Origin of the sequence: Planococcus antarcticus DSM 14505, assembly GCF_001687565.2 — a bacterium.
Taxonomy (GTDB): Bacteria; Bacillota; Bacilli; order Bacillales_A; family Planococcaceae; genus Planococcus; species Planococcus antarcticus.
Genome location: NZ_CP016534.2, coordinates 2,690,892 through 2,715,814, shown reverse-complemented (window position 1 = coordinate 2,715,814; position 24,923 = coordinate 2,690,892). Strand labels below are relative to the sequence as shown.

At 42.1% G+C, this 24,923-nt stretch carries 22 protein-coding genes and 1 pseudogene; 17 read left to right on the top strand and 6 right to left on the bottom strand.

The window, feature by feature from the left end:
• Positions 1–14: 14 nt before the first annotated feature.
• A complete protein-coding gene (locus BBH88_RS13550; protein ID WP_006831311.1) occupies positions 15–494 on the top strand; it encodes a sigma-70 family RNA polymerase sigma factor in 480 nt (159 codons plus the stop codon).
• Between the two features lie 81 nt (positions 495–575).
• Positions 576–1,886 (top strand): ATP-binding protein, encoded by a 1,311-nt coding sequence (locus BBH88_RS13545; RefSeq protein ID WP_238323321.1) that lies wholly within the window; start codon positions 576–578, stop codon positions 1,884–1,886.
• A gap of 27 nt (positions 1,887–1,913) precedes the next feature.
• On the opposite strand, the gene uvsE is transcribed toward BBH88_RS13545, so the two are convergent.
• Positions 1,914–2,786 (bottom strand): UV DNA damage repair endonuclease UvsE, encoded by an 873-nt coding sequence (gene uvsE / locus BBH88_RS13540; RefSeq protein ID WP_065536688.1) that lies wholly within the window; start codon positions 2,784–2,786, stop codon positions 1,914–1,916.
• Positions 2,787–2,887: 101 nt separating this feature from the next.
• Here uvsE and BBH88_RS13535 point away from each other — a divergent pair, with 101 nt between their 5' ends.
• The 3 genes and pseudogenes from BBH88_RS13535 (at position 2,888) to BBH88_RS13525 (ending at position 4,551) form a co-directional block, all read left to right on the top strand.
• The gene (locus BBH88_RS13535; protein WP_006831308.1) at positions 2,888–3,373 is read left to right on the top strand and encodes an SRPBCC family protein; all 486 of its coding nucleotides are present in this window, start codon (positions 2,888–2,890) and stop codon (positions 3,371–3,373) included.
• 501 nt (positions 3,374–3,874) lie between these two features.
• A pseudogene (locus BBH88_RS19265) lies at positions 3,875–3,979 on the top strand (IS30 family transposase); the annotation flags it as partial.
• 341 nt (positions 3,980–4,320) lie between these two features.
• Entirely contained in the window at positions 4,321–4,551 is a 231-nt protein-coding gene (locus BBH88_RS13525; RefSeq protein WP_006829424.1) for a hypothetical protein, read from the top strand.
• Between the two features lie 64 nt (positions 4,552–4,615).
• Here the strand turns inward: BBH88_RS13525 and BBH88_RS13520 are convergent, their stop codons facing one another.
• Complete coding sequence (locus BBH88_RS13520) at positions 4,616–4,924, bottom strand: hypothetical protein (protein WP_006829425.1); 309 nt, start codon at positions 4,922–4,924, stop codon at positions 4,616–4,618.
• Between the two features lie 119 nt (positions 4,925–5,043).
• Positions 5,044–5,802 (bottom strand): NRDE family protein, encoded by a 759-nt coding sequence (locus BBH88_RS13515; RefSeq protein WP_040852160.1) that lies wholly within the window; start codon positions 5,800–5,802, stop codon positions 5,044–5,046.
• A gap of 493 nt (positions 5,803–6,295) precedes the next feature.
• On the opposite strand from BBH88_RS13515, the gene BBH88_RS13505 reads away from it, so the two are divergent.
• From BBH88_RS13505 to BBH88_RS13445, 12 genes are all read left to right on the top strand, one after another.
• On the top strand, positions 6,296–7,969 hold the full coding sequence (locus BBH88_RS13505) for a sensor domain-containing protein (protein ID WP_065536690.1): 1,674 nt from the start codon (positions 6,296–6,298) through the stop codon (positions 7,967–7,969).
• Between the two features lie 416 nt (positions 7,970–8,385).
• On the top strand, positions 8,386–11,679 hold the full coding sequence (locus tag BBH88_RS13500; protein WP_065536691.1) for an ATP-binding protein: 3,294 nt from the start codon (positions 8,386–8,388) through the stop codon (positions 11,677–11,679).
• A gap of 18 nt (positions 11,680–11,697) precedes the next feature.
• On the top strand, positions 11,698–12,393 hold the full coding sequence (locus BBH88_RS13495; protein ID WP_006829430.1) for a response regulator transcription factor: 696 nt from the start codon (positions 11,698–11,700) through the stop codon (positions 12,391–12,393).
• A 784-nt stretch (positions 12,394–13,177) separates the two neighbouring features.
• Positions 13,178–13,966: a YveK family protein gene (locus BBH88_RS13485; protein ID WP_006829432.1), complete on the top strand. Its 789-nt coding sequence runs from the start codon at positions 13,178–13,180 to the stop codon at positions 13,964–13,966.
• Complete coding sequence (locus BBH88_RS13480; protein WP_006829433.1) at positions 13,908–14,612, top strand: CpsD/CapB family tyrosine-protein kinase; 705 nt, start codon at positions 13,908–13,910, stop codon at positions 14,610–14,612. The genes BBH88_RS13485 and BBH88_RS13480 overlap by 59 nt, the downstream gene beginning before the upstream one ends.
• Positions 14,613–14,636: 24 nt before the next feature.
• Positions 14,637–15,590, top strand: a complete 954-nt coding sequence (locus BBH88_RS13475) for an SDR family NAD(P)-dependent oxidoreductase (RefSeq protein ID WP_006829434.1) — start codon at positions 14,637–14,639, stop codon at positions 15,588–15,590.
• Positions 15,591–15,596: 6 nt separating this feature from the next.
• Positions 15,597–16,109 carry a sugar-transfer associated ATP-grasp domain-containing protein gene (locus tag BBH88_RS13470; RefSeq protein WP_006829435.1) on the top strand — a complete coding sequence of 171 codons (513 nt, stop codon included), beginning with the start codon at positions 15,597–15,599 and terminating at the stop codon, positions 16,107–16,109.
• Positions 16,110–16,229: 120 nt separating this feature from the next.
• On the top strand, positions 16,230–17,516 hold the full coding sequence (locus BBH88_RS13465) for a nucleotide sugar dehydrogenase (protein ID WP_006829436.1): 1,287 nt from the start codon (positions 16,230–16,232) through the stop codon (positions 17,514–17,516).
• 266 nt (positions 17,517–17,782) lie between these two features.
• A complete protein-coding gene (locus BBH88_RS13460) occupies positions 17,783–18,115 on the top strand; it encodes a hypothetical protein (protein WP_006829437.1) in 333 nt (110 codons plus the stop codon).
• A gap of 169 nt (positions 18,116–18,284) precedes the next feature.
• Positions 18,285–18,434: a hypothetical protein gene (locus BBH88_RS13455; RefSeq protein ID WP_154669164.1), complete on the top strand. Its 150-nt coding sequence runs from the start codon at positions 18,285–18,287 to the stop codon at positions 18,432–18,434.
• 83 nt (positions 18,435–18,517) lie between these two features.
• Positions 18,518–19,459: a 3-hydroxyacyl-CoA dehydrogenase family protein gene (locus tag BBH88_RS13450; RefSeq protein WP_065536692.1), complete on the top strand. Its 942-nt coding sequence runs from the start codon at positions 18,518–18,520 to the stop codon at positions 19,457–19,459.
• Positions 19,460–19,828: 369 nt separating this feature from the next.
• Positions 19,829–21,073 carry an NADP-dependent malic enzyme gene (locus tag BBH88_RS13445; protein WP_006829440.1) on the top strand — a complete coding sequence of 415 codons (1,245 nt, stop codon included), beginning with the start codon at positions 19,829–19,831 and terminating at the stop codon, positions 21,071–21,073.
• 221 nt (positions 21,074–21,294) lie between these two features.
• Here BBH88_RS13445 and BBH88_RS13440 read toward each other — a convergent pair whose 3' ends face one another.
• The 3 genes from BBH88_RS13440 to BBH88_RS13430 form a co-directional block, all read right to left on the bottom strand.
• On the bottom strand, positions 21,295–22,038 hold the full coding sequence (locus tag BBH88_RS13440) for an ABC transporter ATP-binding protein (RefSeq protein ID WP_006829441.1): 744 nt from the start codon (positions 22,036–22,038) through the stop codon (positions 21,295–21,297).
• A gap of 1 nt (position 22,039) precedes the next feature.
• On the bottom strand, positions 22,040–23,671 hold the full coding sequence (locus tag BBH88_RS13435) for an ABC transporter permease (RefSeq protein WP_065536693.1): 1,632 nt from the start codon (positions 23,669–23,671) through the stop codon (positions 22,040–22,042).
• A 72-nt stretch (positions 23,672–23,743) separates the two neighbouring features.
• Positions 23,744–24,811 (bottom strand): Fe(3+) ABC transporter substrate-binding protein, encoded by a 1,068-nt coding sequence (locus tag BBH88_RS13430; protein ID WP_006829443.1) that lies wholly within the window; start codon positions 24,809–24,811, stop codon positions 23,744–23,746.
• Positions 24,812–24,923 lie beyond the last annotated feature (112 nt).

The window sequence follows — 24,923 nt, the reverse complement described above, 5'->3', positions numbered from 1 at the left end:
AGAAGGATAAGACAATGAAAGATTTTGAAGAAGTAGCTACACAATATGCACCAATGGTGTCTGCCATAATCCGCAAGCTCCACATCTACCGCGATTACGATACGTTTCGCCAAATCGGCAATATTGCGCTGTGGCAGGCATGGATGCGTTTCGAAGACGCAAAAGGGAATTTTACCCCTTTTGCCTACCGAAGCATCCAAGGAGCGATGCTCGATGAATTAAAGCGGGAGACCAGAAGAAATGACCAGGCAACTTATATAAACAGCATTCAAGAAGAAGAGGGAGAATCAGTAGCAGAAGGTCTACCCGATTGGCTCGAGGTGAGTATGCTTAATGAGCCTGAAAAATGGCTGCTTGAAGCGCTTTATGTGAGAGGCTGTAGGCTTACCGATTTGGCTGTTAGCGAGAAAATCTCACTTGCTGGAATGAAAAAAAGGCGTGAGCGGCTGCTGAAAAAGCTAAAAGAAACCACGCCACATCCGTTCAAGGAGTAGGAAAAAGAGAGACTGCTGAAAGGCAGCTGTATGCAATGGTCAGAAAAAGGTGGTAGGTAACAAAATCGGATTGTATAATAAATGACGCAGCAGAAAGAAATGGAGATGACTTATATGGAAGCAATGATGACTGGCATGATCAATAATATTTTCTTCATCATATTTCCAATTATCATCTATCAGATGCTGGCGACAGCCGGCCAACGAAATTTTTTCGTCAGCCATCGCGTTACAATGACTGTTCTTTTTTCAATTTCCATCATACTTTGTATGCTTTTTCCCTATCAATTTTTAACAGATCAATATATTTTTGACCTGCGACAAGTTCCGATGATCGTTGGTGCTCTGTACGGAGGTCCCTTAGTGTCGGCCGTCCTGTTTCTGGTTTCCTCTGGTGGCCGATTTCTTATCGGAGGAGACGGGATGTACATCGCCATCTTCAATCAATTTGTCATTGCAGCGGGAGTTCCTTTCCTTCGACCTCTGTACATGCGGCTAAAAAGATTTGGGAAAATCGTTCTGGTGTTCTGCATTTCCATTGCTTCCTTGTTATTCAATATGTTAGCGGGCGCTTACTTTTTTGGAGATCCAATTCATGACATCATTGGCATATGGGTGATGCTGATAATTAACCAAGGAACAATTATCGTTTTAACAGCATTGATGATTGAGCATATGCAGCGGCAGGAGTACCTATACAACTCGCTATTGAAGCATGAGAAAATGGAGACGGTCAGCCATTTTGCTGCGGCTGTTTCGCATGAATTGCGCAATCCTCTGCAAAGCATCAAAGGGTTTATTCAACTGATGAAAGAATATGACTACAGCCGTGAGAAGCAAGTGGAGTTTCACAGTCTGATTTTAAAAGAAATTAATGCTGCAGAAGATTTGATCGATGACTACCTGGTCTATGCAAAACCGACCTATGGACAGCTTGAGCCCATCACAGTTTCGACAGAAGTCCATCATGTTCTTAAGATCATGGCACCCTATGCCAACGGAAAAGACGTGAAAATGCAAATCGGCGATATGGATGAAACTGCGGAAATCCTTGTTGATCGGCAGAAATTCCAGCAAGCATTGGTCAATATTATCCGAAATGGCGTTGAATCGATGCCGGACGGTGGAACACTGGCGATTGCAGCAAAATCGTCCCCAGCCAAAGTTTGGATAGAAGTGACCGATGAAGGTGTGGGCATGACGAAAGAAGAAGTCCAGCGTTTGGGAGAACCTTATTTTTCAAATAAAATTAAAGGGACGGGACTTGGGATGATGGTTACGTACAGCATCGTCAGCCAAATGAACGGCCAAATCATGGTTGATTCTCAGAAAGGAAAAGGTACCGAGTTCACATTGGAATTTCCGAACATCGCCACATTTGAAAAAAAATAAACCAGCGTCTCCTTGGAGACTGCTGGTTTATTTATGCATTAATTGACGGACAAAAGGTAGTATCGATTGTTCCTTCAGTTTGGCTTCAAACATGATGTCCACATCTATACCATCTAATAATCTCAATAATTCCTGGAAATCCGTTTCAGAAACCAGTTCGTGGTGGCGAAGATCTGTAAATCCTTCTTTTCCAGTACTAATATGGACTTTAGGTGTGCCATAGTCTTCCCAAGTTTTCAAAATTTCAGCATAATCGACTGGTTCACCATCGTTGTTGCAGTTATGGTGGTGAATATCAAAGCAGACTGGCACTCCGCAGACGTTATGGACGTCCAGAACGTCTCTGACAGTAAAGGTTTTATCGTCATTTTCAAGCCGCAGCCGCTGGCGTATGCTTGGTGATAATGCCAAGTAAGCTTCCGCAAAGCGTTGTTTGGCTGCTTCTTTGTCGCCATAAGCTCCTCCGGTATGGAGAATGATATCCGAGCCACCAAGCAATTGAATCAGCTTATCATGGTACTCGAGGTCTTCAATCGATTTCCGGACCACTTCCGGTTTGGGGGAATTGAGGACGGTGTATTGGCCGGGATGCACAGAGACTCTCATCTCGTGTGTTTCGACAATCGAGCGGATTTCATTGGTGATGGCCACTACGTCGGGATCCTGCCACCAGATCCAATCATTTATCGGGTGGGTGGAAAGAGGAACAATCGAGCTGGAAGCCCGGTAAAAATAGATATCATTTTTTAGATTCCAATGAAGGATTTCGAGTGTGGTCTCGAAATTTTTCATCGTCAGTTCTTTTATTTTACCTGTGTCGTCCGCTTCCGCAGTCGCTACACGCAAAGTTCTAAAGATCGTTTTCAATTCGGTGTTCATGCAGGCATAACCTAATCTCATGTTGTATCAGCTCCTTGCTTTTATTATACCCTCCTCGCACGGATTGCATTCCTTTTGTTAGGGGTATAATAATAGAAATAACCCGATGAGGAGGAATTTCAATGATTGCAGAAGTAACGCAGACCGAGCAAGGATACATGGCGACTTTTGACCGCAAATTGACACATGGACCAGAACAGGTTTGGAGGATGTTGACAGACAATCAAAAAATCCATCAATGGTTTTCAGGATTACAGCTGGAAAAGCCAGGAGAAGGCGGCTACTTGTCATTTGATACGGGTCATGGCAATTATAAGGAATTGGCGATTACGGACTTTGAAGAGAAAAAGCGATTAGGTTTTGAATGGGGTCAAGACCATGTTTTGTTTGAACTCATCCCTGAAGGTGAAGAGACCCGATTGAAACTGGTGGAAAAAATACTAGTGTTTACAGACCATACGCCAAAAGATGTGGCGGGATGGCATGTGTGCTTAGACGTTCTCGAAGCTCTTCTCGACAAAAAAGGAATTGAACGAACTTTGGAGTGGGAGCATTGGTTCCCTGAATACAAGCGCTTGTTTGAAAACATGCATACTTCCTTTGAGTAACCGGCTGCTATGAAGATCCTACTCATTTAGTTTCTGTTTCAGCAAAGAGGTTCGGTGCCAAATATTTATGCAAATTGCCGAGCGTTCGTAAGATGTGTTGACGTATTTAGGAACGTTCTTTTTTGCGCTTTTAAGCATCTGAATAGGTGGCTTGTTATGTATGGTTGTTATAGAAGATGAACCAATGATTTATCATGTTGATATTTCGCAAATCAGTTGCGCTTGTTGCGGATGAACACCTGAACTTCTCCAAAATCACAAATGACCCAAGCCTATTTTTTGCAAAGCTCACTTTTAGGAGTGTTAGCTTTCCACAGTCCGCACCAAAAGACCAGACCAATAACGTTGTGGTTGGTAAGGTCAGGTAAAGGAGTGGGAGCTATGGGATGGGTAGAATTGCTTCAGCAGGCCAGCGATTAGATGGAAGAGCATATTGAAGAAACAGTTCCGATTGAACAGATTGCCAAACAAGCAAACTCTTCTGCTTTTCATTTCCACGGTGCAGACAAGCGGAATAATATCCCTCGGAAGTCGCTGAATTACCGTACACCCCTGGAGGCATTTATGAGTCACCTGAATGGAGTAGATCTGTCTAGCTTAAATTGATAAACGGAATAACTTAAACAGAGACAGCCTTTCGCAAAAGGGAATGGGAAAAAGAGGACGTTCATAAAGTGGTTATCCACATTTATGAGCGCTCTTTTTATTGTTTACCAGCCTTTTATCTTTTATGTTAAAGTAGATTTTTGAGAACATTTAAGGTGTTCAGAACTTACGCAACGATTCAAAAATCGCGAATTTTTGGGAATTATATTTCTTAGAGAAAAGTAGATTTTATTGGTATGATCAAAGACATTAGAGTTGTTTTGGAATAAGAATTGAACATTAGAAAGAATGCTCAAAATTTTACCCATTTGATATGCTTTATAAAAAAGGAGGAGACCATTTTGAAGATAATGAAAATTATTTTATCCTTAATTGTTTTGTTCCTTGTAGGTTATGGACTTTCAACGAGCAACGAAGAGTTTCTGCCATACGCTTTGCTAGGGACTGGCGTTCTCGTGTTATTCACTGGAGTTCAAGTATCAGCGCAAGAAAAAAGAAAGTTCGATGGATATATGTTTCTTGCGGGCTCAGCCCTATTCCTTGTCTATGGGGGCTCTTTAATTTTAACATAGTTATGCATGTGTAATTTTTTCGGAAATGAAAGCAACTTATTCGTGAGCAGGTTAAATTCTCAGGTTATAGATGCTTCCTGCCTTTATTATCAAACCGGCGCTCCAGAGCCTTGTTGATTTTTCGCATAACTTCAATTTGCGTATCGTTTGCATTAACTTTGTGTACCCAAAGATATGCCTGCATTTCTTTTGCTGGGGCATGTTCAAGCAATAAAACCTCACGGCAAAAATCAGAGGTATCTTTTCGGGAAATCAGCTTTATCGTATACAGAGAAGTGGTTTTGACGATTTTGTCTATTTGATGGGTTTCTTCAAAGCTTTGCAGTTCTGGGATGTGCTCGAATTCATTTTTTATTTCTCTTAATTGTGCCAAAAAAACACTCCTTTAAAATGGTCGATCCTATTGTTGTTCAGATCATACGCAACTGACTCTTTAAGGCTGTCCATCAGCCAACGACGGCTTAACTCTATGAATGGGAGTGCTGAGATTTATTACTCGATGTTAAATTCAAAAAAGCGGTCTTCTTTAAAGACGCCTTTTTCGTAGTTTCTTTCAGCAAAGGTAAGAGTACCGTCATGGGTGACCAGAACGACGGTTGCAGAACGCGTACCGTAATCCAGTGTTTTGATGAACATAGGAGACAGCATCCGCTCGAGATCTAGTCCGACACCCGTGTCGGGGAGGTGGGTATCCGGTGCGTGTCCGTCGTCTGCCAGTATCGCAAAGATCTTTTCCAAATCTGCTTTGTCGATTTGTGACATATAAGAAGCGAGCTTTTCTTTGCCTTTTGTCACCTTCGGCCACGGAGTGTTCAGAAAATGGTTGCTGAGCCCGTGGGTACCTGGCGGGATCGCATAGGATTCTTCCTGGATGTTGTTGTAATAAATGAGCCTTTCAGCATTGCCTACAATAAGATTAAATCCAGCGTACTGCTTCGGGTCAATCGTCTGTAAGTACTCCACCGGAGAATTTGTCCCTGTTAAAAAATTTTTGACGACTGCTCCTCTGGATAACTGCCCCGATTCCAAATTGGTGGGATCGCGAAAGTTAGTCAATGCGGCAATGCGTCCCTGCTTTGTAACGCCAAGCCAAGTGCCCATTCCGGTCAAGTCGCGGCCTGCCAAAATAGTGGGTTCGTCCTCCCAAAAATGGGCTGGTTCAGTTGGGCGACCATAAAACTCGTCCCGATTAGCAGCGACGATTAGTTTATATGTGGGATGATTTCGAAATTGTAGATTGATGAGGCACATTTTATTTCCCCTTTTTGATTCAGTATATACAATCACTCGTTCTGTTAACAGAGAGAGCTATCCTGATTGTAAAGCAAGACTCCTGTTTAAGGCATGTCCACAAAGGAAATTCACCTGTAAGTCAAATGGCGAAGGAATGCGTACGGGTGATTATAAAAAGAGTCCGTCGCGTGACATCTATTCCCCGAGATGGTGCTGCTAATTCCAGATTCTGTGCCGAAACCTATAGCAACCGCAGGCAATCACTTGAAGCACAGATCAATCCTCTGGATAGGAGAAAAGCTCGACCTGAACCAGCCTCGAATAAGACTAATTTTTTATGGGTTAAAAAGATAGGTGTTGAAATGATCGATTAAAATAATGTTGAAAAACTGCTAGAAATTTTTTGGGTTTTAGGTAGGTCAAAAGTTTCAATTGGAAGTTTTTTCTGCTACACTATGAAAAGAGATTTTTTCGAAAGAAATCTAATATTAAGTAATCAGGAGGAACGACCATGAAGAACAAAGCAGCTTCATTATCTTTTGCACGTGTATTAATGGAAGGCATCAAAGAAATGGTATTTGTTGTAAAAGTTGATAAAGGTTGTTCTTTTACGTATGAGTTTTTTAATAGTGCAGTGATAGAAAGTACCTTATTAGACGCCACTTCCATTGGGAAAACCTTTGATGACATTCATTCTACGATAATGGCCCAGTTTCTAAATGGGAAATATGGTGAAGTAGTCCAGAAAAACCAGAGCATGAGCTATGAGGATTCATTTTATTCCACTGCCAAAAACCTGTTCTATTCAAAAACAATTCTGACTCCCCTTTTCGATAATGCAGGAAAATGTACTCATATAGTCAGTTTAGTAAAAGACATCACCAATGAGAAAATAGCTAAGCTGGAAAGCGAAGGGATTCGCGAACGTCTCGAAGAAAGCAGTGCGCGTTATCGATCCTTATTCGACAGTAATGCGGATGCCATTTTTACTGTTGACTTTAAAGGCTGTATTACAGGAGGAAATTCTGCAGGGCATAAGCTTAGCGGTTATTTCATCAACGAACTGGCAAGTAAAAGCTTTATTGAATTTGTCGTTCCTGCAGAAAAAGAGCAGGCAAAAGCACATTTTCATTTTTCGATTTTAGGCAATATTAAAGATTGTCGCCTTCAAATCTCCAATAAGTCGGGTGCATCAGTAGCTTGTTTAGTAAAGTTCATTCCAATAAATGTAAAAAGTAAAATTACTGGATTTTATATGATTGCCAAAGACATGACGGAGTTGGATAAAATCGCCAGTCTTTATGAGGCAGGCGAAGAAAATTTTCGAATCATTGCGGAACATGTTCATGATGTCATCATTTTGATGGACCACCACAAAAATTTTCTGTATGTGTCTCCGTCTTCTGAAAATATATTTGGTTTTAAAGCAGATCAGGTCACTGCTCAGAAGCCTATTTATAGTGTTCATCCCGAAGATATCGTGACGATTTCCAGTGCTTTTGAACAGGCTGCTAAAGATGCCTCTAGTTATTTGGTGCAGATTCGGCTGCTTCATCAGGAAAGAGGATGGATTTGGGCAGAAATCAACGGCACTTCAGTTTTTGGGGAAGATAAGAGCTTTAACCATATGGTGATGGTGGCACGGGATATCTCGATTCAAAAAGAGTATGAGAGCCAACTTAAGCATTTTGCTTATTTCGATTCTCTGACAGAACTGCCAAACCGCCGTTATTTTCAGGAGTACGCGACTGAAAGGCTCGAGCTGAAGGAAAAGAACCAAAGCGGTATAGCGGTACTTATACTAGATATTGATGATTTCAAGGAAATCAATGATCAGTGGGGACATGAAACCGGAGACGCAGTTATTCAAGAGTTTGGTTACCGGTTGAATAGCTGTATGCACGGAGAGAATATGGCTGCACGTTTAGGAGGAGATGAGTTTGTCATCCTACTGGCAGATATCGATACTAAAGAACAAGTGGCGGAAGTCGCCGATAGCATTTACCGAGTGATGAAAGAGCCGATTAAAGTGCTGGGCTTATCGCTGGAAATTTCGATCAGTATGGGCATCGCCCTAGCGCCTGCTGAGAAAATTTCCATTTCTGCCATGATGAAGCGTGCTGATACTGCAATGTATAAAGCAAAGCAACAGGAAAAAAATACATTTCAAGTAAGTCCAACATGAGCCGAACTGGTTCATGTTTTTTGTTGGAGAATTCTGGAACTCCAATCGTTAGTATAAGCGAATATCAAGGCGAGTAAAAAATGTCGAGGTAAAAGGTTTTGAATAACGTCATTTATTCTCTAATTCGATTACAAATAGAATACTCCCTTCTAAGGGAAATGAAAAATATGTAAGTCAAAAGTAGTATTTGAATTTTCAGAAATAAAAAAGTTTTCTTTTTCTATGAAAAATGTTATGATTCTTTTAAATCATAAAACCTATTTAAAATACAAAAAATGGTTATTAAAGTAATTATATATACCTTATTATTTTTATATATCTTAGGAAATTATTAATCGAACCTTTTTTGATAAAGGTAAGAAAAATATTGAAATCGTCTTAAATCAGCTAATTTTTTGAATATTCGAGGTGAGAAAATGAAAAAATCCTATTGTGGAACTTCTATTATTATTAGAATTTTTTGTACTTTGTGGGTTTGTTTCTTTTTTCTTGATATCGAGAAAACGTCTGCGAATTATGGCGACACTGATGCAGTTGTTTTAACTGCCAAAGTTGACGAGGTGCCTCTCGCAAAACACTTGCTGATTCTTAGGGATACAGAAGGAACGCTTGAAATAGATGAGCTGTTACAGCCTCCGCATAGTTGGAAATTTGTTTCGAACGAAAAGGAGATTCCGAATGGGGGATTGAGCTCCGGTGTGTATTGGCTCCGTTTTACCATAAAAGACAATTCGGACGATCGGCAATGGCTTCTGGAAGTGGCTAATTCATCTCTAGAAACAGTGACTTTATATTCGCCGCAACCTTCAGGCGAGTATTCCGCTATTCCACTTGGAAATTCCATTTCGGATTCAGAAAAAACTTATCTACAAAGTAAATTAGTCTTTCAGTTGCTTCTGCCGAATGAGGAAGCAACTACGTTCTTCTTGAGAGTTGGATCACAAGGGGCGATGCATCTGCCTTTGACGATTTGGGAACAGGAAGCATTCGAAGCGCAGTCTCAGCAGACAGCAGCGATAGTCGGTTTATTGAGCGGAATGAGTTTGCTGTTTATGGTGTACTGCATCAAGTGGTTTTTCAACTACCAACAAAAAAACTTCCTTTATCTCCTTTTATCATCTCTATCAGTCTTAATTGTTTCATCAACATGGACCGAAATGAGTTTAGCCTCGATATGGCCGGAACTGGGAGGATGGAATAGACAGATTGCTTGGGTTTCTTTTGGAGCTGCTGGTATTTCAGTGGTTTTTATTACTAAAGAGCTTGTAACAGATGTTTTGCAATTGCGCTGGCTTCCGACAGCTATTAAAACTATGACTGTTTTTGTGCTGTTTTCAATTGTGCTTTCTTTCTTCTCCTATCGAATTGCTGGTGTGGTTCTGTTTTTTGTCGTATTTCTATCCGTTGCCTTATCTTTTGGCGTGTCCTTCCATGCTTGGAAAAAGGGCCATCTCTTTGTTGCTTCATATGCAGTCGCCTTATTTTTATCCATAGTTGCACTCATTGTTTCATTTCTTACGGTCGCAGCGATTTTGCCGTATGAAACAAATATTCAATATGGCTTGTATCTCGTAACTGGAATTAGTGTTCTTTTCATAGCGAACGCGCTGCTGGCAAAAGAAAAAATAAATCTTGAAAAGAAGGAACAACTGGAGCGGCAAACTCAAAATCGCCAGCTGATGGAAATTGAAGCGCTAAAAAATGCCAATGCGCGAAAGGATGAGTTATTGGCATTTACTTCAAACGGCTTGCGAACACCTCTTTACGGCATGATCGGCATTGCAGAATCACTTCAGGAATCAGCGACGGGGAAAATCTCTACTTTAATGGCAAACCAATTAAACGACCTGGTAGCAAGTGGGAAAAACATGGCGCATCTGGTCAATGAAATTCTCGACTTTTCAAAACTAAAGCAGTCTCCTTTGCCGGTTCATGCTGAAGCAGTGGCTATTGATGAACTGTGCAATACTGTTTTATCGTTATGCCGACCGTTGATGCCGACACAATCCGTGAAGCTTTACCATACAGTTCCAGCTTCGCTGCCAAAAGTACTCGCCGATCCTAACCGCGTCCAACAGATTTTGTATAATCTCGTCGATAATTCCATTCATCATACTCATGAGGGAGAAATAATTGTTTCGGCACACGTTAAGGGAGATCAGCTTGAAATTTCGGTGAAGGATACGGGTATCGGCATACAGGAAGGACGGATTCCATCTTTGTTTGAATGGAACATTCAGCAAGAAAAAATTCCAGAAAGTCAGGGGCTAGGTTTGCGGATCACCAAGAACTTGGTCGAGCTCCAAGGGGGATCATTGAGGGGTGAGTCACAGGCCGGAATCGGTTCGACTTTCAGTTTTACTTTGCCGATTCATGCTAGCGAAACGACCACGCAAATTTCGTTGGGCATTGATTCGGCTCTTAAGGAATTGACGGCTTTCCAGTTAGCGGACTCTATATTGAAGCAACATCCGATAAAACAAAGCTTGCATATTCTTGTAATTGAATCAGAAGAAATTAACCGTCTGGTTTTATTGCGCCAACTCATATCAGCAGGCTATCAGGCTTTTGGAGTGGGAGATGGCAAGGCGGCGATGCAACTGCTGGCGCATAAGCCAGTGGAGTTGATTGTGATGGACGGCTATTTGACTGACATGTCGGGAGATGAATTATGCCGGCGCATCCGACTGGACTTTACGCTGACGGAATTGCCCATTCTTATACTGTCGAATGTGGATAGTCTACGTGAAAAAAAGGATGCTTTTACAGCAGGCGCCAACGATTTTTTATTGAAGCCCTGCGATAAAGAAGAATTTTTATTGCGCGTTGAGACTTTGGCGAATATGCGCAGCTTGACTCAGGAAATCACCAATATGAACTATTTTCTTGAACGTAATGTCAAAGAACGAACAATGGCGCTTGAAATTACCAATATGAATCTGCTGACGGTCAACGATGAAATTCAGGAAATCGAAAAGTCCCGTACTGAAATGCTGTCGGCGATTTCGCACGAGCTAGGAACACCGATTACGCTGATTCACAGTTATATACAGGCAGTGAAAGAAAGTTTAATCGAAGAAAACAATCCGAGGTACTTGGATATGATCCATAAAAAACTACTACTTCTCGAACGCCTCACGGAAGATTTGGTAGAGTTGACCAAATACAAGTCAGGAAACATGACTTTGCGGTTTGAAGAAAGGGAGTTGGATGGATGGTTGGCACGGCTGGTGGATTCGATGGCATCTGATGTGACACAAAGTGGCAGGGCTTTCGAATTTCTTGGAACGGAAAGTTTAGACGAGATGATCCGGCCGTTTCTGACTATCGATCTGGATCGCCTTGATCAGGTGATTTCCAATATCTTGTGGAATGCCGTCAAGCACACTTCTTTAGAAGAAGGCAGAATTACACTATCCACAGAAATAATAGCTAAAAATAACGAAGATGCAATGCTCGATGAAGAAGAATGGGATGGAGAACTAGTCATTCGAATTGCCGACAATGGCTGCGGCATCAAAAAAGAAGCTTTGCCTCATATTTTTGACCGCTTTTACAAAATCGACAGTTCTGCAGGCTATAAAGGCAGCGGACTTGGATTGGCGATTGCCAAAGAAATCATATTGGCGCATAAAGGACAGATTGGGGCCGATAGCACAGAAGAGAAGGGAAGCGTCTTTATCATTGTATTGCCGTTGACTTTTCGCTAAAGGACAGGAGGAAGACAGATGAATGCTGCAACTATAATGATTGTAGAAGACGATGAAGGAATCCGTGAATTGATGCGTTTGTTCTTACTCAAGAAAGGTTACGACGTCCTTCAGGCAGAAGACGGCTTTCAAGCTTTGGATCTGCTGGAGAAAGAAAAACCGGATCTTATTTTGCTGGATGTCGAAATGCCAGGGATGAATGGGCTAGAAGTATGCGAGAAAATTCGTTTGAAAACAACTTTGCCTATCCTATTTGTTAGCTACCGGAAAGAGCTGGTTTATAAAATTCAAGGACTCGAAGCAGGAGGCGATGACTACATCACCAAACCCTTTGATTTCAATGAACTAGAAGCTCGTATCCGTGCAATTCTTCGGAGAAATGGCTGGAGGAGCGGCGAGGAAGATCGGCTGACCATCCTGAAATACGAAGATCTCCATATTCATGTAGACGCCTGTGAACTATACATTGCAGGAAACCCGGTAAAGCTTTACCACAAGGAATTTCAATTATTGCTGCTGTTGGCTCAGACGCCCAACCGCGTTTGGACTGCTGAACAATTATATGATCAGGTGTGGGGCTATTATTCCGAGGGAGACGTGCAAACAGTTAAAGTACACATTAGCAATTTACGAAGAAAAATCGAAGAAGATCCGGCCAACCCCAAATATATCCAGACGGTGAGGGGCTTTGGCTATAAGTTCATATTGGAGTAAAACATTCGGCTGCCATGCACCGGATGTTTTTTTTTGCGTTGAAATAGGACAGTCAAAACTCTTTTCGGGAATATAACACGCTTATAATTTCACTCACGTGTTGAATCGTCTAGTATAAGTGAGTTTTCAAGCGCCGGTACGAGCTTTTCACGGCTTTTAGTTAAAACTGTGCTTAAAGCGACCATAGCTACAAAGAAAAAACATAAAATCATTATATAAGTTGAACGAATGATTCCGGCCTGTTAATGTTCCGCCAATCAGCTGCTAAGAGCTGGCGCCGAACGAACTCGGGCTGTCACTTTCCATGTCACTTACGCCGCTCTCATAACAGTCTCCGCTGGTTTGCTCTGTGTTCTGCCGTTTTGTTACTCAAGGAAGCTTAGAAGAAAGAGCGCAAGACGGCGAAGGGCAAAGATGTGCTCCTGCATCGCTATGCTAGCTTCGTCGCAAAGCCATTGCCCGAACTCTCATTGTTCAATGACTTTGCTGCTGGAGCAGTGAAGCGACATCCAAGAGACCCCGCAGTAGCTTGCGACGAGAAGGCTGGGGCGATGTCCTTGGCAACTGGCGAGAAGTTGTCGCGCCAGTTGCATGACCCACATCTTGTGGGCCCAAAGCATCCGTCTGGAGCGATTTCTTCGTTTCCCTACTTCGTTAAGTTGAAAAAGATGTTTCTTTAGTTCAACTTATATAGTTTATTGAATTTTTAGATTTTTTTTAACGTATATTTAACCTTCACATTCTAAAATAAGAGTATAAGGATAAACATTAGGAGGATCTAATTATGGAGAGTACATTCAATCTGAATAAATTCCTAAAAGCGATGCAAAAAAGAAAGGCTTTGATCATCCTTGTTACTTTGGCTTTTATTGTCTTTAGTGCTGTCGCTAGCTACACCATTATGAAGCCTGTTTACAAGGCAACAACTCAGATTCTAATCAATCAAAACACAGTCAGCAACCAGGATTTCGACAGTCTCGATATCGATACGAATCTTCAATTGATCGGAACTTACAACGTTATTATAAAAAGTCCGGCAATATTGGCCAATGTGATTGAGGAATTGCAGTTGAAAGAAACGGTCCAAACATTGACCGAGCGGACCACTGTCAATAATATTGAAAGTTCTCAAGTGGTCAGCTTATCGGTTGAAGATTCTTCTATGGAGCAGGCAGTACTGATTGCCAATACGACAGCCAAGGTGTTCCAAGAAGAAATTCAGCAAATGATGAAAGTAGACAATGTCAGTATCTTGGCTGCAGCAGAGACAACCGGAAGTCCGAAGCCAATTCGCCCGGATCCTATTTTCAACATGGCCATTGGGGCCATCGTCGGTTTGGTTTTTGGGATGGGCATCACGTTAATCCTGGAGCAATTGAATACAACAGTCCGTTCTGAAGAAGATATCGAAGAAATGGCGGGACTTCGGATTTTAGGTGTCGTCAGTCCAGTGGACAGCAATTTGAAAATGGAAAAGCCATTAAATCTAACAGACAGATTGGAGAAGGATCTACATGCGGGCAATGAAAAAGACAAAAAGGTTAATGCCGCGAAAATTGGTGGCTCGTACTAATCCACAATCGATTGCAGCGGAACAATACCGTACAATTCGAACCAATATTAACTTCTCGACTCCCGGCTTGGATTCAAAAGTTATCCTGTTCACGTCCGCTTCAAAGGAAGAAGGAAAGTCGACGACTGCAGCGAATATGGCTATTGTTTTTGCCGAAACGGGCAAAAAAGTGTTGCTGATTGATGCAGACATGCGACGTCCAACTTTATACCGGACTTTTGAGCTCGGCAACAATATTGGCCTGTCCAATTTATTGATAAGAAAAGGCAAACTCAAGCAATCGGTAAAAGCGAGCGGCATTCAAAATCTGGATTTGCTGATGAGCGGACAAATTCCTCCAAATCCAGCGGAGTTGCTGGAGTCTGATGCGTTGGATGAATTGATTGAGGAAATGCGAGGACTCTACGATTACGTGCTTTTCGACTCGCCACCTATCCTCTCCGTAACCGATTCCAAAATTCTTGCAAATAAATGCGACGGTACAGTGCTGGTGGTCAATACCGGCAAATCAGAAAAAATAAGTGTTGAAAAAGCACGAGATTCTTTGGCAACTGCAAAAGCTTTTATTTTAGGGGTTGTCTTGAATAATTATCCGATGAATAAAGAAAATTATTATTATCATAATTACGATAGTCAATTTAGTTGATTCGACAGGAAAGGGAGAACAGGGATGAAGTTGGATAAGCAGCATGTACTTGAAATTTTTCATCGATCCCTGGTACCTTTTCTTATCGCTTTTCGCCGTTTTCGCACATTCGTTCTGATTGGATTTGAAAATTTCGAAGAAAAACTAGAGCATGCGGCTATGCCGAAAGCGCTACACCTAACAGGAAAAACCGTCATGATTACTGGGGCTGGTGGGGGGATTGGTTCAGAAATCAGCCGTCAGCTCATTCAATATCAACCAGCCAGAATTTTGCTGCTTGGAGATGGGCCGAAGTCTATCTATACCGTTGAGAGTCAGCTACAAAAGCGGGTGGGGAGTCATGCAGAAATTATTCCAATTGTTGTAGACATTCAAGATAAAAAAAGGATTTTTGAAATAGTCGGGCGGTATAAACCGGATATCGTATACCATACAGATGGCCATCAGCAACTCGATGTTGCAGAAGAGAAGACAACTGAAGCCCTCTGTGTTCATGTTTTCGGCACTTATAATATCGCCGAAGCGGCAAACGGCTATCGAGTCAATACTTTTGTAATGGTTTCCTCCGAACAAGCTGCTAAGCCGCGTAATTTCAAGGAAGCAGTCAAAAGACTAGCGGAAATGACCGTGGAAAGTGTTTCAACAACTAGTTCGACACAGTACACAATTTTTCGATCACCTGAAACACTCCTTCATGACAAACAATTATCCAAGAGATCTGGTCACTTGTTCGAGCAGAAAGCGCCAGTTGTCTATACGGCACAACAGATACTTCAGGCTGGAGAGACAAACATAAGATTAGGTAAAGAGAGTTCATTCCATCAAAAAGACGCGGTTGTACGAATCAGACCTAAAAAACAGACGGGAATCAGCCAAATAGAATTGGCACGTCTACTGAAACAATTGAAAAAAAATCCTAAAAAAGAGGCGCGGGAACTGGTTATTTCGATTATTAAAAAAGAAAGAACAAAGGGGTGAGAGTAAATGGGAGCAGAAAAATACTCTACTGAGTTTCGTTTTGGAGAGGAAGTCTATAATTTCGGAAGAGATCTTCCATTTCAAAATGATGACATAATCGTACAGCACTCTTCTCTAAACAAAATCTATCCGTATGCTCTGAATACCATTCATCTAGTGACTTATTGTGAAAACAACACAGTGTCTCTGCTATCGGGCAGCTTGGAAATAGGAACTGTTGAAAGCATCAGTGGATTTGCGGATGAAATCGGTGGGATTTCGTGTGGATTAGACCATCAAGGGAATTTAAAATCATATGCCTATGACTTAAATACACTTGAAAAAATCTATAAGCATCCACAGACACGATTTGTTTTCGCAGGCAGCAAAATTCCCCATTTTGACCGTCTCAAGTCTTTTGCAATCAACCTGCATATCAACAACAAAGTAGATGATGTGATTTCGTGGAAGCTGGCATTAAACTCAAATGGCCAACCTATTTTGATTACTTCATTGAGAGAAAAAGAGAATTTGCTTTGATCGCCTCTGGAGTAGCACATATTGTCTTCAGCCACTGAGAAATAAGCGGTGGCGTAACAGCTACGTGGCCAATCCAGAAAGTTCATTGAAAAGAGCGGGAAAAGGGGGGCATACGTCAACATGTTGCAAAATTTAAAAATAGCAGTAGTCGGTTTGGGGTATGTCGGATTGCCTATAGCGGCCGCCTTTAATCGAAAGTATCCCGTCATCGGCTACGATATAAGTACAGGAAGAATCCAAGCTTTAACGCTGGGACTGGATAAGACTAATGAGATAGGCCGTGAAGAACTTGCAAAATCAACTATCGTTTTTACAGCTGACCCTTCAGATTTAAAAGAAGCAGGTTTTATCATTATTGCCGTGCCGTCAGCCATTGATGGAGATAAAATGCCTGACTTATCCGCTTTGCAAAGAGCCAGTAAATATGTGGGGGAACATATGAAAAAAGGCGCAGTGGTGGTCTACGAATCAATTGTGGCACCGGGAATGACTGAAGAACTGTGTATCCCGCTGCTTGAGAAGTATTCAGGCTACGAGAGTGGCAAAGAATTTTTTGTCGGCTATTCTCCTCCAAGAGTGCTGGCAGGAGGAAAAAAAAGCAGCTACACAAAAACGAAAAAAGTAGTTGCCGGACAAAACAAAGAAGTGACAGATTTTTTGGCTCTGGTATATGGCAGTATCGTTGGTGGTGGAATATATAAAGCCCCATCCATCCGTGTCGCTGAAACTGCGAAATTGATTGAGAGCATCCAGCTTGATGTCAACGTGGCGCTTATGAACGAATTGGCGATAATTTGTGAGCGCTTAAAAATCGATACACTGGAAGTGCTGGAAACAGCAGGAAGCAAACGTGATTTCGTGAAAGCTTTACCGGGTTTAGTGGGCGGACAAGGAGTCGAATTGGCATCTCTTTATTTAGCGAACAAATCGCAATTGGTCGGCCACAGCGCTGAGGTGATTTTGTCAGGACGCAATATCAATGAAGGAATGGGCCGGTTCGTTGCACAATCACTGATAAAAAAGATGATTCAAGAAAATATCAATCCAGCTGATGGCCGTGTCATCGTATTGGGGCTGTCCTTCAAAGAGGATGTTCCGGATCTGCGCAACTCCAAAGTGATCGACATCGTACGGGAATTGAAAGAATACGGCATGGACGTCCAATTAGCTGATCCTTATGCTTCCACGGAAGATGCAGAAAGCTTTTACGGAACAGAACTTCTAACTCGTCAGCAATTAAAGCCTGCGCACGCAGTTATTCTGGCAGTTCCGCATAAGCCATATAAAGAAAGCGGTTGGCAGCAATTTGAAGACTTATTGATTGGACAACGTGGAATTGTCTTTGATGTAAAAGGCGTCCTTGATATGAAGAAAAAACCTGAAAGAATCCAGTTTTTGCGTTTATAGCATTGTGTTTGGAGAAGTGGTGTTCTATCACTTAAGTTGAACAAACCTGTTGGACCTGTCTGCTCGAAGCAGATGGGTTTTTCTGTGTGTCTGCGTTTTTCCGTATCGCTTTGAACAAGGCTAATAAAAGGATACCTGTTTTATTGTTCCGTGTGGCCCATGGACGCGACGTGGCTTTAAGAGCTGCTGGAGCATATTCTTCTGGACTGTTTTTTGGGAGATGCAGAAGGGTATGGAACAGTATAGAACTAAAGGAGGGTGAAGATATGGAAATTGTAGCAAAGAGAGATTTGCTGAAGGACCGGTACGGAAATTATTATATCGTGTCCTATGCTTCCAAAAAGGCATTGACGATTGTCAACGCGGCAATGTATCACGCATTCAATCAGATACTCGATGAAGAGCTAGTAGCTAAAGTAAAGGCGAAGTATCCAAATGATGTTGCCTGCGGAAAATATTTTGCGGATTTGGTTCATGAACAAGTGGAACAAATGAGCAGTCCTGGACATCCGGGTAAGATCTACGACATAGAAGAAGCGAAAAAAGAATATGATTTGCATATGAAGCCGCTTTATGACGATTCGTTTCATTTATCATAAAGTTGCGTAGCTTATGTTCAGCCTACCGGAAAAACGGTAGGTTTTTTGTTGCAAATTATAGGATGCTCATTGCAGAACCACAGCACCAGTTCATCATCCAGCGGTCAGGCAATTACTGGCGACTTATTGTTTAGATATGGCGTCAATTTCGAAGTCTGACGTAGAATGGATGCCATTTTTTCAGGCTGGTTTGATTGATTCATTGACACAGGGCGTATACATCGTACCGACAATTCGCTCAATTGCAGGTGAAACACATCGAGATGCGTATCCTGCATTTGGTGCATTGGCAGTTGTATTATTCTCACTTGGATTATAAGATGAAACTGCCCAACAAACTTTCAGTTCAATGTTTGTTGGGCAGTTTCGGTTATACAGTCAAACGATAGAGGGGTGTAGAGGATGGAGAAAATTTCAATTCTTGGAGCAGGAACGATGGGCCATTCAATTGCTTTGTCAGCCGCATGGGCTGGCCAAACTGTATCTGTATATGGCATTAACGAGCAGGACCTAGAAAATGCTGACAAAGGATTAAATAATAAACTCAAAGTCATGGCAGACAATGAATTGTTTACTGCAGAACAAGCAGAAAAAATTAGAAAACGAATTCGATTGACTACTCTCCTTGAAGGAGCTATTTCGGACTCGACTTTCATTATCGAAGTTGTACCCGAAGTGCTGGAGTTAAAAAAAGAACTTTACAGTAGATTGGAAACGTTGATCAGCGATGACGTGATTATTGCCAGTAACACCTCAGGATTTAAACCGAGTTTATTGGCTGAAGAGATGAGGCAACCCAATCGCTTTCTAGTCACGCATTTCTGGAATCCAGGACATCTTATTCCTTTGGTAGAAGTAGTTAAAGGTGAGCATACCGATGAGGCGACTGTCGAGCGAGCGATGAATGTTTTAAAAGAAATGAACAAAAAAGCAATTTTGCTCCACAAGGAAATTCCAGGATTTATCGGCAATCGTCTGCAATATGCATTGTTCCGGGAAGCTCAGGCTTTGTTGGATGCTGGAGCTGCTTCAAAAGAAGATATTGATGCAGCTGTCACGTATAGTATCGGGCGCAGGTTGCCGGTTACAGGCCCGCTCATGACTGCGGATATGGGAGGGCTTGATGTCTTCGCGGCAATTTCTAATTATTTGTTCGAAGATTTAGCGAAAGATCAGCAATCAGGTGAAACGCTGTCCAAACTTGTGGAAGAAAAAAAGCTCGGAGATAAAACAGGTGAAGGGTTTTATTCGTGGAAGCCCGATATTTCAGCAGAATTAAATAAAGAGCGAGAACAAACTCTTATCCATTTCTTAAAAACCGATTTGAAGGCAGATAAACTGTAAAACGAGATCTCCGTTTTACGGAAAGTAAGCAGAGAAAAACGCATTGACTTTTGCAAACTGATCGCCGATATAGCAGTTTCCAGAAGAAATCGAGCTGCTTTTGAAGTCGCGCTTTCGGAGCTATAAAGGCATAGCCTAAAATCCATCGCATTTTTGGAGATTTGAGCGTTATTGAGAAAGTCTGAAAACTAGTTGATAAAGCAGTGGTTCGATTTGGGACATTGGAAGCCAGAAAAAATGGATGAGACAAACCAACTTTACTACTGTATCCGTCAAAAGTCTGAATATTATCTAAATTAATTGAAAACTCTTTCAATTATCTGAATACCCTTTATAATAAACAATTATGAACTAAGGGAGATGAGGCAAATGTCTAAGTTGAAAAACGATTCGTTGCAACTTCATAGAACGCATCAAGGGAAATTGGAGATTCGGTCAAAAGTGGCGTTGGAAAATGAAAGGGACTTGAGCCTCGCATATTCTCCAGGAGTAGCTGAGCCTTGCCGGGAAATCGCTGCAGATCCGGCGAAAGTTCATGACTATACGATGAAAAGCAATATGGTCGCGGTGGTGACAGACGGTACAGCTGTTCTAGGACTTGGCAATATCGGTCCGCTTGCCGCATTGCCGGTCATGGAAGGAAAGGCAGTATTATTCAAGGAATTTGCCGGAGTAGATGCTTTTCCAATCTGCTTGGATACAACGGATGCAGAAACCATTATTCAAACGGTGAAATTACTTGAACCTGGCTTTGGGGGCGTCAACCTGGAAGATATTTCAGCTCCTACTTGTTTCATAGTGGAAGAGCGTCTGAAAAAAGAAATGGGAATTCCGGTGTTTCACGATGATCAGCACGGTACAGCAATTGTTACCCTAGCTGGCTTGATCAATGCATTGAAACTGGTCGGCAAGGACGTGCAAGACACCAAAGTTGTGGTGAACGGTGCGGGAGCTGCAGGAATTGCCGTTGTCAAACTACTGAGCAAATTTGGCTTTGGTCATTTGATCATGTGTGACACGAAAGGTGCCATTTTCAAAGGACGCGAAAACGGCATGAATCCATTTAAAGAAGAAGTGGCTGAAATGAGTAATTACGGACGTAAAGAAGGGCTATTGGCAGATGTCATTGAGGGGGCAGATGTCTTTATCGGAGTTTCGGCAGAAGGTGCATTGACTCAAGAAATGGTTCGAACTATGAATAGCGATGCCATCATCTTTGCAATGGCCAATCCGAATCCTGAAATCCTTCCGCATTTGGCAAAACAGGCTGGCGCAAGAGTTGTCGGCACAGGGCGTTCCGATTTCCCGAACCAGGTCAATAATGTGTTAGCCTTCCCTGGGCTCTTTAGAGGCGCTTTGGACGTCTTGGCTACAGATATAAATGATGCCATGAAAATCGCTGCAGTCGAAGCGATTGCCGGCTTACTGGAGACCAATGAGTTGCATGAAGATTATGTCATACCGAAACCATTCGATTTGCGCGTTGCTTCAGCTGTTGCGATAGCGGTTGCCAAAGCTGCTATAGAGACAGGGGTTGCCCGTAAAACCATCGAAACGGATGATCTGCAGCAGAAAACAGCAAGCTTATCGGCCGTTGGAGAAGAACGGATATAGTATATCGAAGAAACCCATCCATTTATATTCAGGCGGATGGGTTTTTCGTTTGAAATTTTGCTGAACGACTGTAAATATAGCTGAGCATCGACAAATTTCCTAAAACGTTTATAAATCATTTTGAATATCTATAAATGCTGATGAAGAAGAGTACATTGCAACACAAATCGGATAAAAAAAGCCAACACATCGCTTGTTCAAGAGCGGAATGTTGGCTGTTTTTAAGTATATAATAATTCTTTTTTTTCTGAAAGTGGTGGCAGGTTTTGTTTTTCCTGCCGATAAACATCAAGCAAATCACAGGGACGGCCGATAAAATCGGTCTGGCCATTTTTGATTTTGACGATTCGGTCTGCCAGGATATGGGCATCCTTCTCATCGTGTGTCACAAAGATAGAAGTGATGTTTGCTTTCTTCAAGATATCACGTAACTCTTTACGAATTTTTTCCTGAAGTTCTGCATCCAAATTACTAAACGGTTCATCGAGTAACAAGAGATGTGGGTTTGGAGCGAGTGCTCTGGCAATCGCTACACGTTGTTGTTGTCCACCGCTCAATTGATGGGGATAACGTTTTTCATAGCCTTGTAATTCCACAAGCTCTAACACTTCCTGAAGACGTTTTTGCTTTGCAGCTCGTTTCATCCGGAAAAGCCCGAACAAAATATTATCGGCAACCGTCATATGGGGAAATAATGCATAATCTTGGAATACCATTCCGATGCCGCGTTTTTCTGGCTGTACAAAAGTATGTTTATCACAGAGAACTTGATCCTGAATCGTCACTTTTCCAACTGCTGGATTTTCAAGTCCCGCAAGCAAGCGGAGCACGGTGCTTTTTCCGCTTCCGCTCCTCCCGAGAATGGAAATCACTTCTCCTTTTTCAATCTGCAAAGAGAAATTGTCGAGTGCAGTAGCTTTTGTATTGGGATAAGAAAAGCAAAGGTTTTCAATCGTTACGAACATATTAATCCAACTCCTTTTCCAGGAACTTATAGAAGACGATGATTGCAAGGGCACTAATACCGACTATCAATAAAGAAGCTTGAGAAGCTTCCATGATCTTTTCATCACTAGCGTATTGGAAAGCTTTCGTAGAAAGTGTATCAAAATTAAATGGCCGCAAAATCAAGGTCAATGGAATTTCTTTCAGCACATCGATGAAGACAAGGATAAATCCGCTGACGATGGCCCCTTTCATCATCGGCATGTCTACTTTGAAGAAAGTTCTTGTCAGTCCTGCACCTAATAGGCGAGAAGCATCCTGGAAATCAGTACCGATTTTATCGTAACCCGTTTCGATGGAACTGTAGCCGATGGCGAAAAACCGGATGATGTAAGCCGTGATGAGCAGGATGATGCTGACACTGAGTACAAGCGTTGTGTTCAATCCGGCCAACTGGTAAAGCGGGGCCAGAAATTCATCCAGTGCCACAAAGGCTGTTACAACAGCGACCGCAATGACAGCCCCGGGAATGGAATAGCCAAGAACAGTCAGTTTCGGCAGCAGTTTGGCCAGCTTTCCCTGGACAAGACGCGCGAAATTGCCGACAATCAAAGCGAAAACGATAATAGCTGCTGCGCTGAATCCTGCTACAAAGACCGAATTCCTTATATAGGACATAAATTCATCCAGTGGAATGGTTCCGAAAGTCAAAACCGTCCAGTCGATCAATTGGATAACAGGTATGAAAAATCCTAAAGCCAGTATGGAAAAGCCATAGCCAGCGGCAGCAAAAGCTTTCCAGCCGGTTAATTTGATGAGTGGCAATGGCCTGACTTTAGTGGAAGAATAGCTGTATTGGCGTCTGCCACGCAGAATTTTTTCAATCAGCAGAATCACAATGACAAATCCCATCAAAGAAGCTGCCAGCTTAATGGATGTTTCGATATCCCCCAAGCCAAACCAAGATTGAAAGATCGCCGTCGTAAACGTCTGAATGCCATAGTATTTAACTACGCCGTAATCATTCAAAACTTCTAGGATGACTAAACTGGCACCAGCAATAATGGAAATCCGTGATATCGGGACCACTACTTGGAAAAATGTCCGCCATGGACCTTTTCCGAGTAGTCGTGTGCTCTCAATGAGTGAAGCGGATTGCTGCGACAAGAAAACTTGTGTGATGGTGTAGACATACGGATACAGGAACACTGTGTAGATGAAAATTGCTCCCGGCAAGTTCATAATGTCGAAGTGCGCAGGGTTCAATTCCATGCCGAAACGCTCACGAAGCGTTGTCTGAATCACTCCTGTATAATTGACGATCCCATGATATGTATAGGCGCCAATGAAAGGTGGAATGGAAAGAGGCAGAATCAGTGCCCATTTTAAAAATCGCCTGAAAGGGAACTGATACTGGGCAATCAGCCAAGCCAAGCTTAGGCCAATTAAAATTGTTGAAGCAGCAGTGGCCACAACAAGTATCAAGGAGTTTGTTACAAACGACCAGAGGACAAATTCTTTCATATGTGCCCAATTGTCGTTAGAGGGGGTAAAAAGGCCTGTCACAATCGTTAAATTCGGTAAAAATAATGCAGCGATAATGGCGATGGCTGCAACCGTCCAAATATTTACATTAGCTAATCTTCTTTGCATGGTTTTAGCCACCTTCCCAATCGTCAGAAATCCCTTGCTGTAAAAAACTACAGCAAGGGCAGAGCAACTTAATTATTTCCAGCCTACTTCATTGAAGAGCAGAATTGCTTTAGCATTGTTATCTCCTAATGCAGAAAGCGGAATATCCTGTTCTTTAAATTCACCCCATGAGTTTAATAACTCAGAAGGCTCAACTTCTTCATTTACCGGGTATTCGTAATTAGCTTCTGCAAATGTACCTTGAGCTTCAGGAGCCGAAAGGAATTCGAGCAGTTTCACGGCGTTTTCCTTGTTTTTAGAGGTTTTGACGACTCCAGCACCACTAATGTTAACATGTGTGCCAGTCGTTTCTTGGTTCGGGAAGAACAATCCAAGTCCTTCTGCGATTTCCACTTCAGCAGGATCTTCAGAGTTCAGCATTTGTCCGAAATAATAGCTGTTCATAATAGCGACGTCACCAACTCCAGCTGCGATCGCTTTAGCTTGATCACGATCTCCGCCTTCAGGATCACGTGCGAAATTCTTTACAAGGCCTGCAGCCCATTCTTTGGCTTGTTCTTCACCGTCTATTTCGATGAATGAAGCAAGTAAAGATTGATTGTAGATGTTTTCAGAGCCACGAATCAATACACGGCCATTCCACTCATCTTCTGTCAAAGCTTCATATGTGGATAATTCTTCAGGTGTTACTGTTTCTTTGTTGTAAACAATTACACGTGCACGTTTAGTTAAGCCGTACCACATTTGGTCTGTATCTTGGAATTTTTCTGGAATCTGTTCGTCTAGCAAGTCACTCGACACTGCTTGCAGCAATCCATCTTCTTTAGCACGGAACAAGCGTCCGGCATCTGCCGTTAAGAACAAGTCAGCTTGGGTACCGTCTCCTTCACGCTTGATGCGCTCGAGCAATTCATCTGCTTCACCTTTGATCAAGTTCACTTTAATGCCTGTCTCTTCTTCGAATTTCTTGTATAACTCGTCGTCTACATCGTAATGTCTTGCCGTATATAAATTGACTTCTTTGCTTTCCGCTGCTTCTTCAGGTGCATCATCTGTTGCTGGTTCGGATGCATCATTACTTCCGCATGCTGCTAAAACAAGAAGTAAAAATGCTAAAATAAGATAAAAGCTTTTTTTCATGAGTGTCTCTCCCTTTGATATGTAATTGAGAACTTAAATGAAAATCATTCTCAACCTCAATTATAGAGAGCTAATTGAGAATGTCAATCAGAATTAACGAAGTATATCGTTT

Excerpts from the sequence above, each read along its gene's own strand:
- BBH88_RS13515 (WP_040852160.1), bottom strand. The coding sequence starts at position 5,802 with ATGTGCCTCATCAATCTACAATTTCGAAATCATCCCACATATAAACTA.
- BBH88_RS13455 (WP_154669164.1), top strand. The coding sequence starts at position 18,285 with ATGCCATTTTTTCAGGCTGGTTTGATTGATTCATTGACACAGGGCGTA.
- BBH88_RS13460 (WP_006829437.1), top strand. The coding sequence starts at position 17,783 with ATGGAAATTGTAGCAAAGAGAGATTTGCTGAAGGACCGGTACGGAAAT.
- BBH88_RS13435 (WP_065536693.1), bottom strand. The coding sequence starts at position 23,671 with ATGCAAAGAAGATTAGCTAATGTAAATATTTGGACGGTTGCAGCCATC.
- BBH88_RS13450 (WP_065536692.1), top strand. The coding sequence starts at position 18,518 with ATGGAGAAAATTTCAATTCTTGGAGCAGGAACGATGGGCCATTCAATT.
- BBH88_RS13475 (WP_006829434.1), top strand. The coding sequence starts at position 14,637 with ATGAAGTTGGATAAGCAGCATGTACTTGAAATTTTTCATCGATCCCTG.
- BBH88_RS13470 (WP_006829435.1), top strand. The coding sequence starts at position 15,597 with ATGGGAGCAGAAAAATACTCTACTGAGTTTCGTTTTGGAGAGGAAGTC.
- BBH88_RS13430 (WP_006829443.1), bottom strand. The coding sequence starts at position 24,811 with ATGAAAAAAAGCTTTTATCTTATTTTAGCATTTTTACTTCTTGTTTTA.
- BBH88_RS13485 (WP_006829432.1), top strand. The coding sequence starts at position 13,178 with ATGGAGAGTACATTCAATCTGAATAAATTCCTAAAAGCGATGCAAAAA.
- BBH88_RS13480 (WP_006829433.1), top strand. The coding sequence starts at position 13,908 with ATGCGGGCAATGAAAAAGACAAAAAGGTTAATGCCGCGAAAATTGGTG.
- BBH88_RS13550 (WP_006831311.1), top strand. The coding sequence starts at position 15 with ATGAAAGATTTTGAAGAAGTAGCTACACAATATGCACCAATGGTGTCT.
- BBH88_RS13500 (WP_065536691.1), top strand. The coding sequence starts at position 8,386 with ATGAAAAAATCCTATTGTGGAACTTCTATTATTATTAGAATTTTTTGT.
- BBH88_RS13545 (WP_238323321.1), top strand. The coding sequence starts at position 576 with ATGACGCAGCAGAAAGAAATGGAGATGACTTATATGGAAGCAATGATG.
- uvsE (WP_065536688.1), bottom strand. The coding sequence starts at position 2,786 with ATGAGATTAGGTTATGCCTGCATGAACACCGAATTGAAAACGATCTTT.
- BBH88_RS13445 (WP_006829440.1), top strand. The coding sequence starts at position 19,829 with ATGTCTAAGTTGAAAAACGATTCGTTGCAACTTCATAGAACGCATCAA.
- BBH88_RS13465 (WP_006829436.1), top strand. The coding sequence starts at position 16,230 with ATGTTGCAAAATTTAAAAATAGCAGTAGTCGGTTTGGGGTATGTCGGA.
- BBH88_RS13440 (WP_006829441.1), bottom strand. The coding sequence starts at position 22,038 with ATGTTCGTAACGATTGAAAACCTTTGCTTTTCTTATCCCAATACAAAA.
- BBH88_RS13505 (WP_065536690.1), top strand. The coding sequence starts at position 6,296 with ATGAAGAACAAAGCAGCTTCATTATCTTTTGCACGTGTATTAATGGAA.
- BBH88_RS13495 (WP_006829430.1), top strand. The coding sequence starts at position 11,698 with ATGAATGCTGCAACTATAATGATTGTAGAAGACGATGAAGGAATCCGT.
- BBH88_RS13535 (WP_006831308.1), top strand. The coding sequence starts at position 2,888 with ATGATTGCAGAAGTAACGCAGACCGAGCAAGGATACATGGCGACTTTT.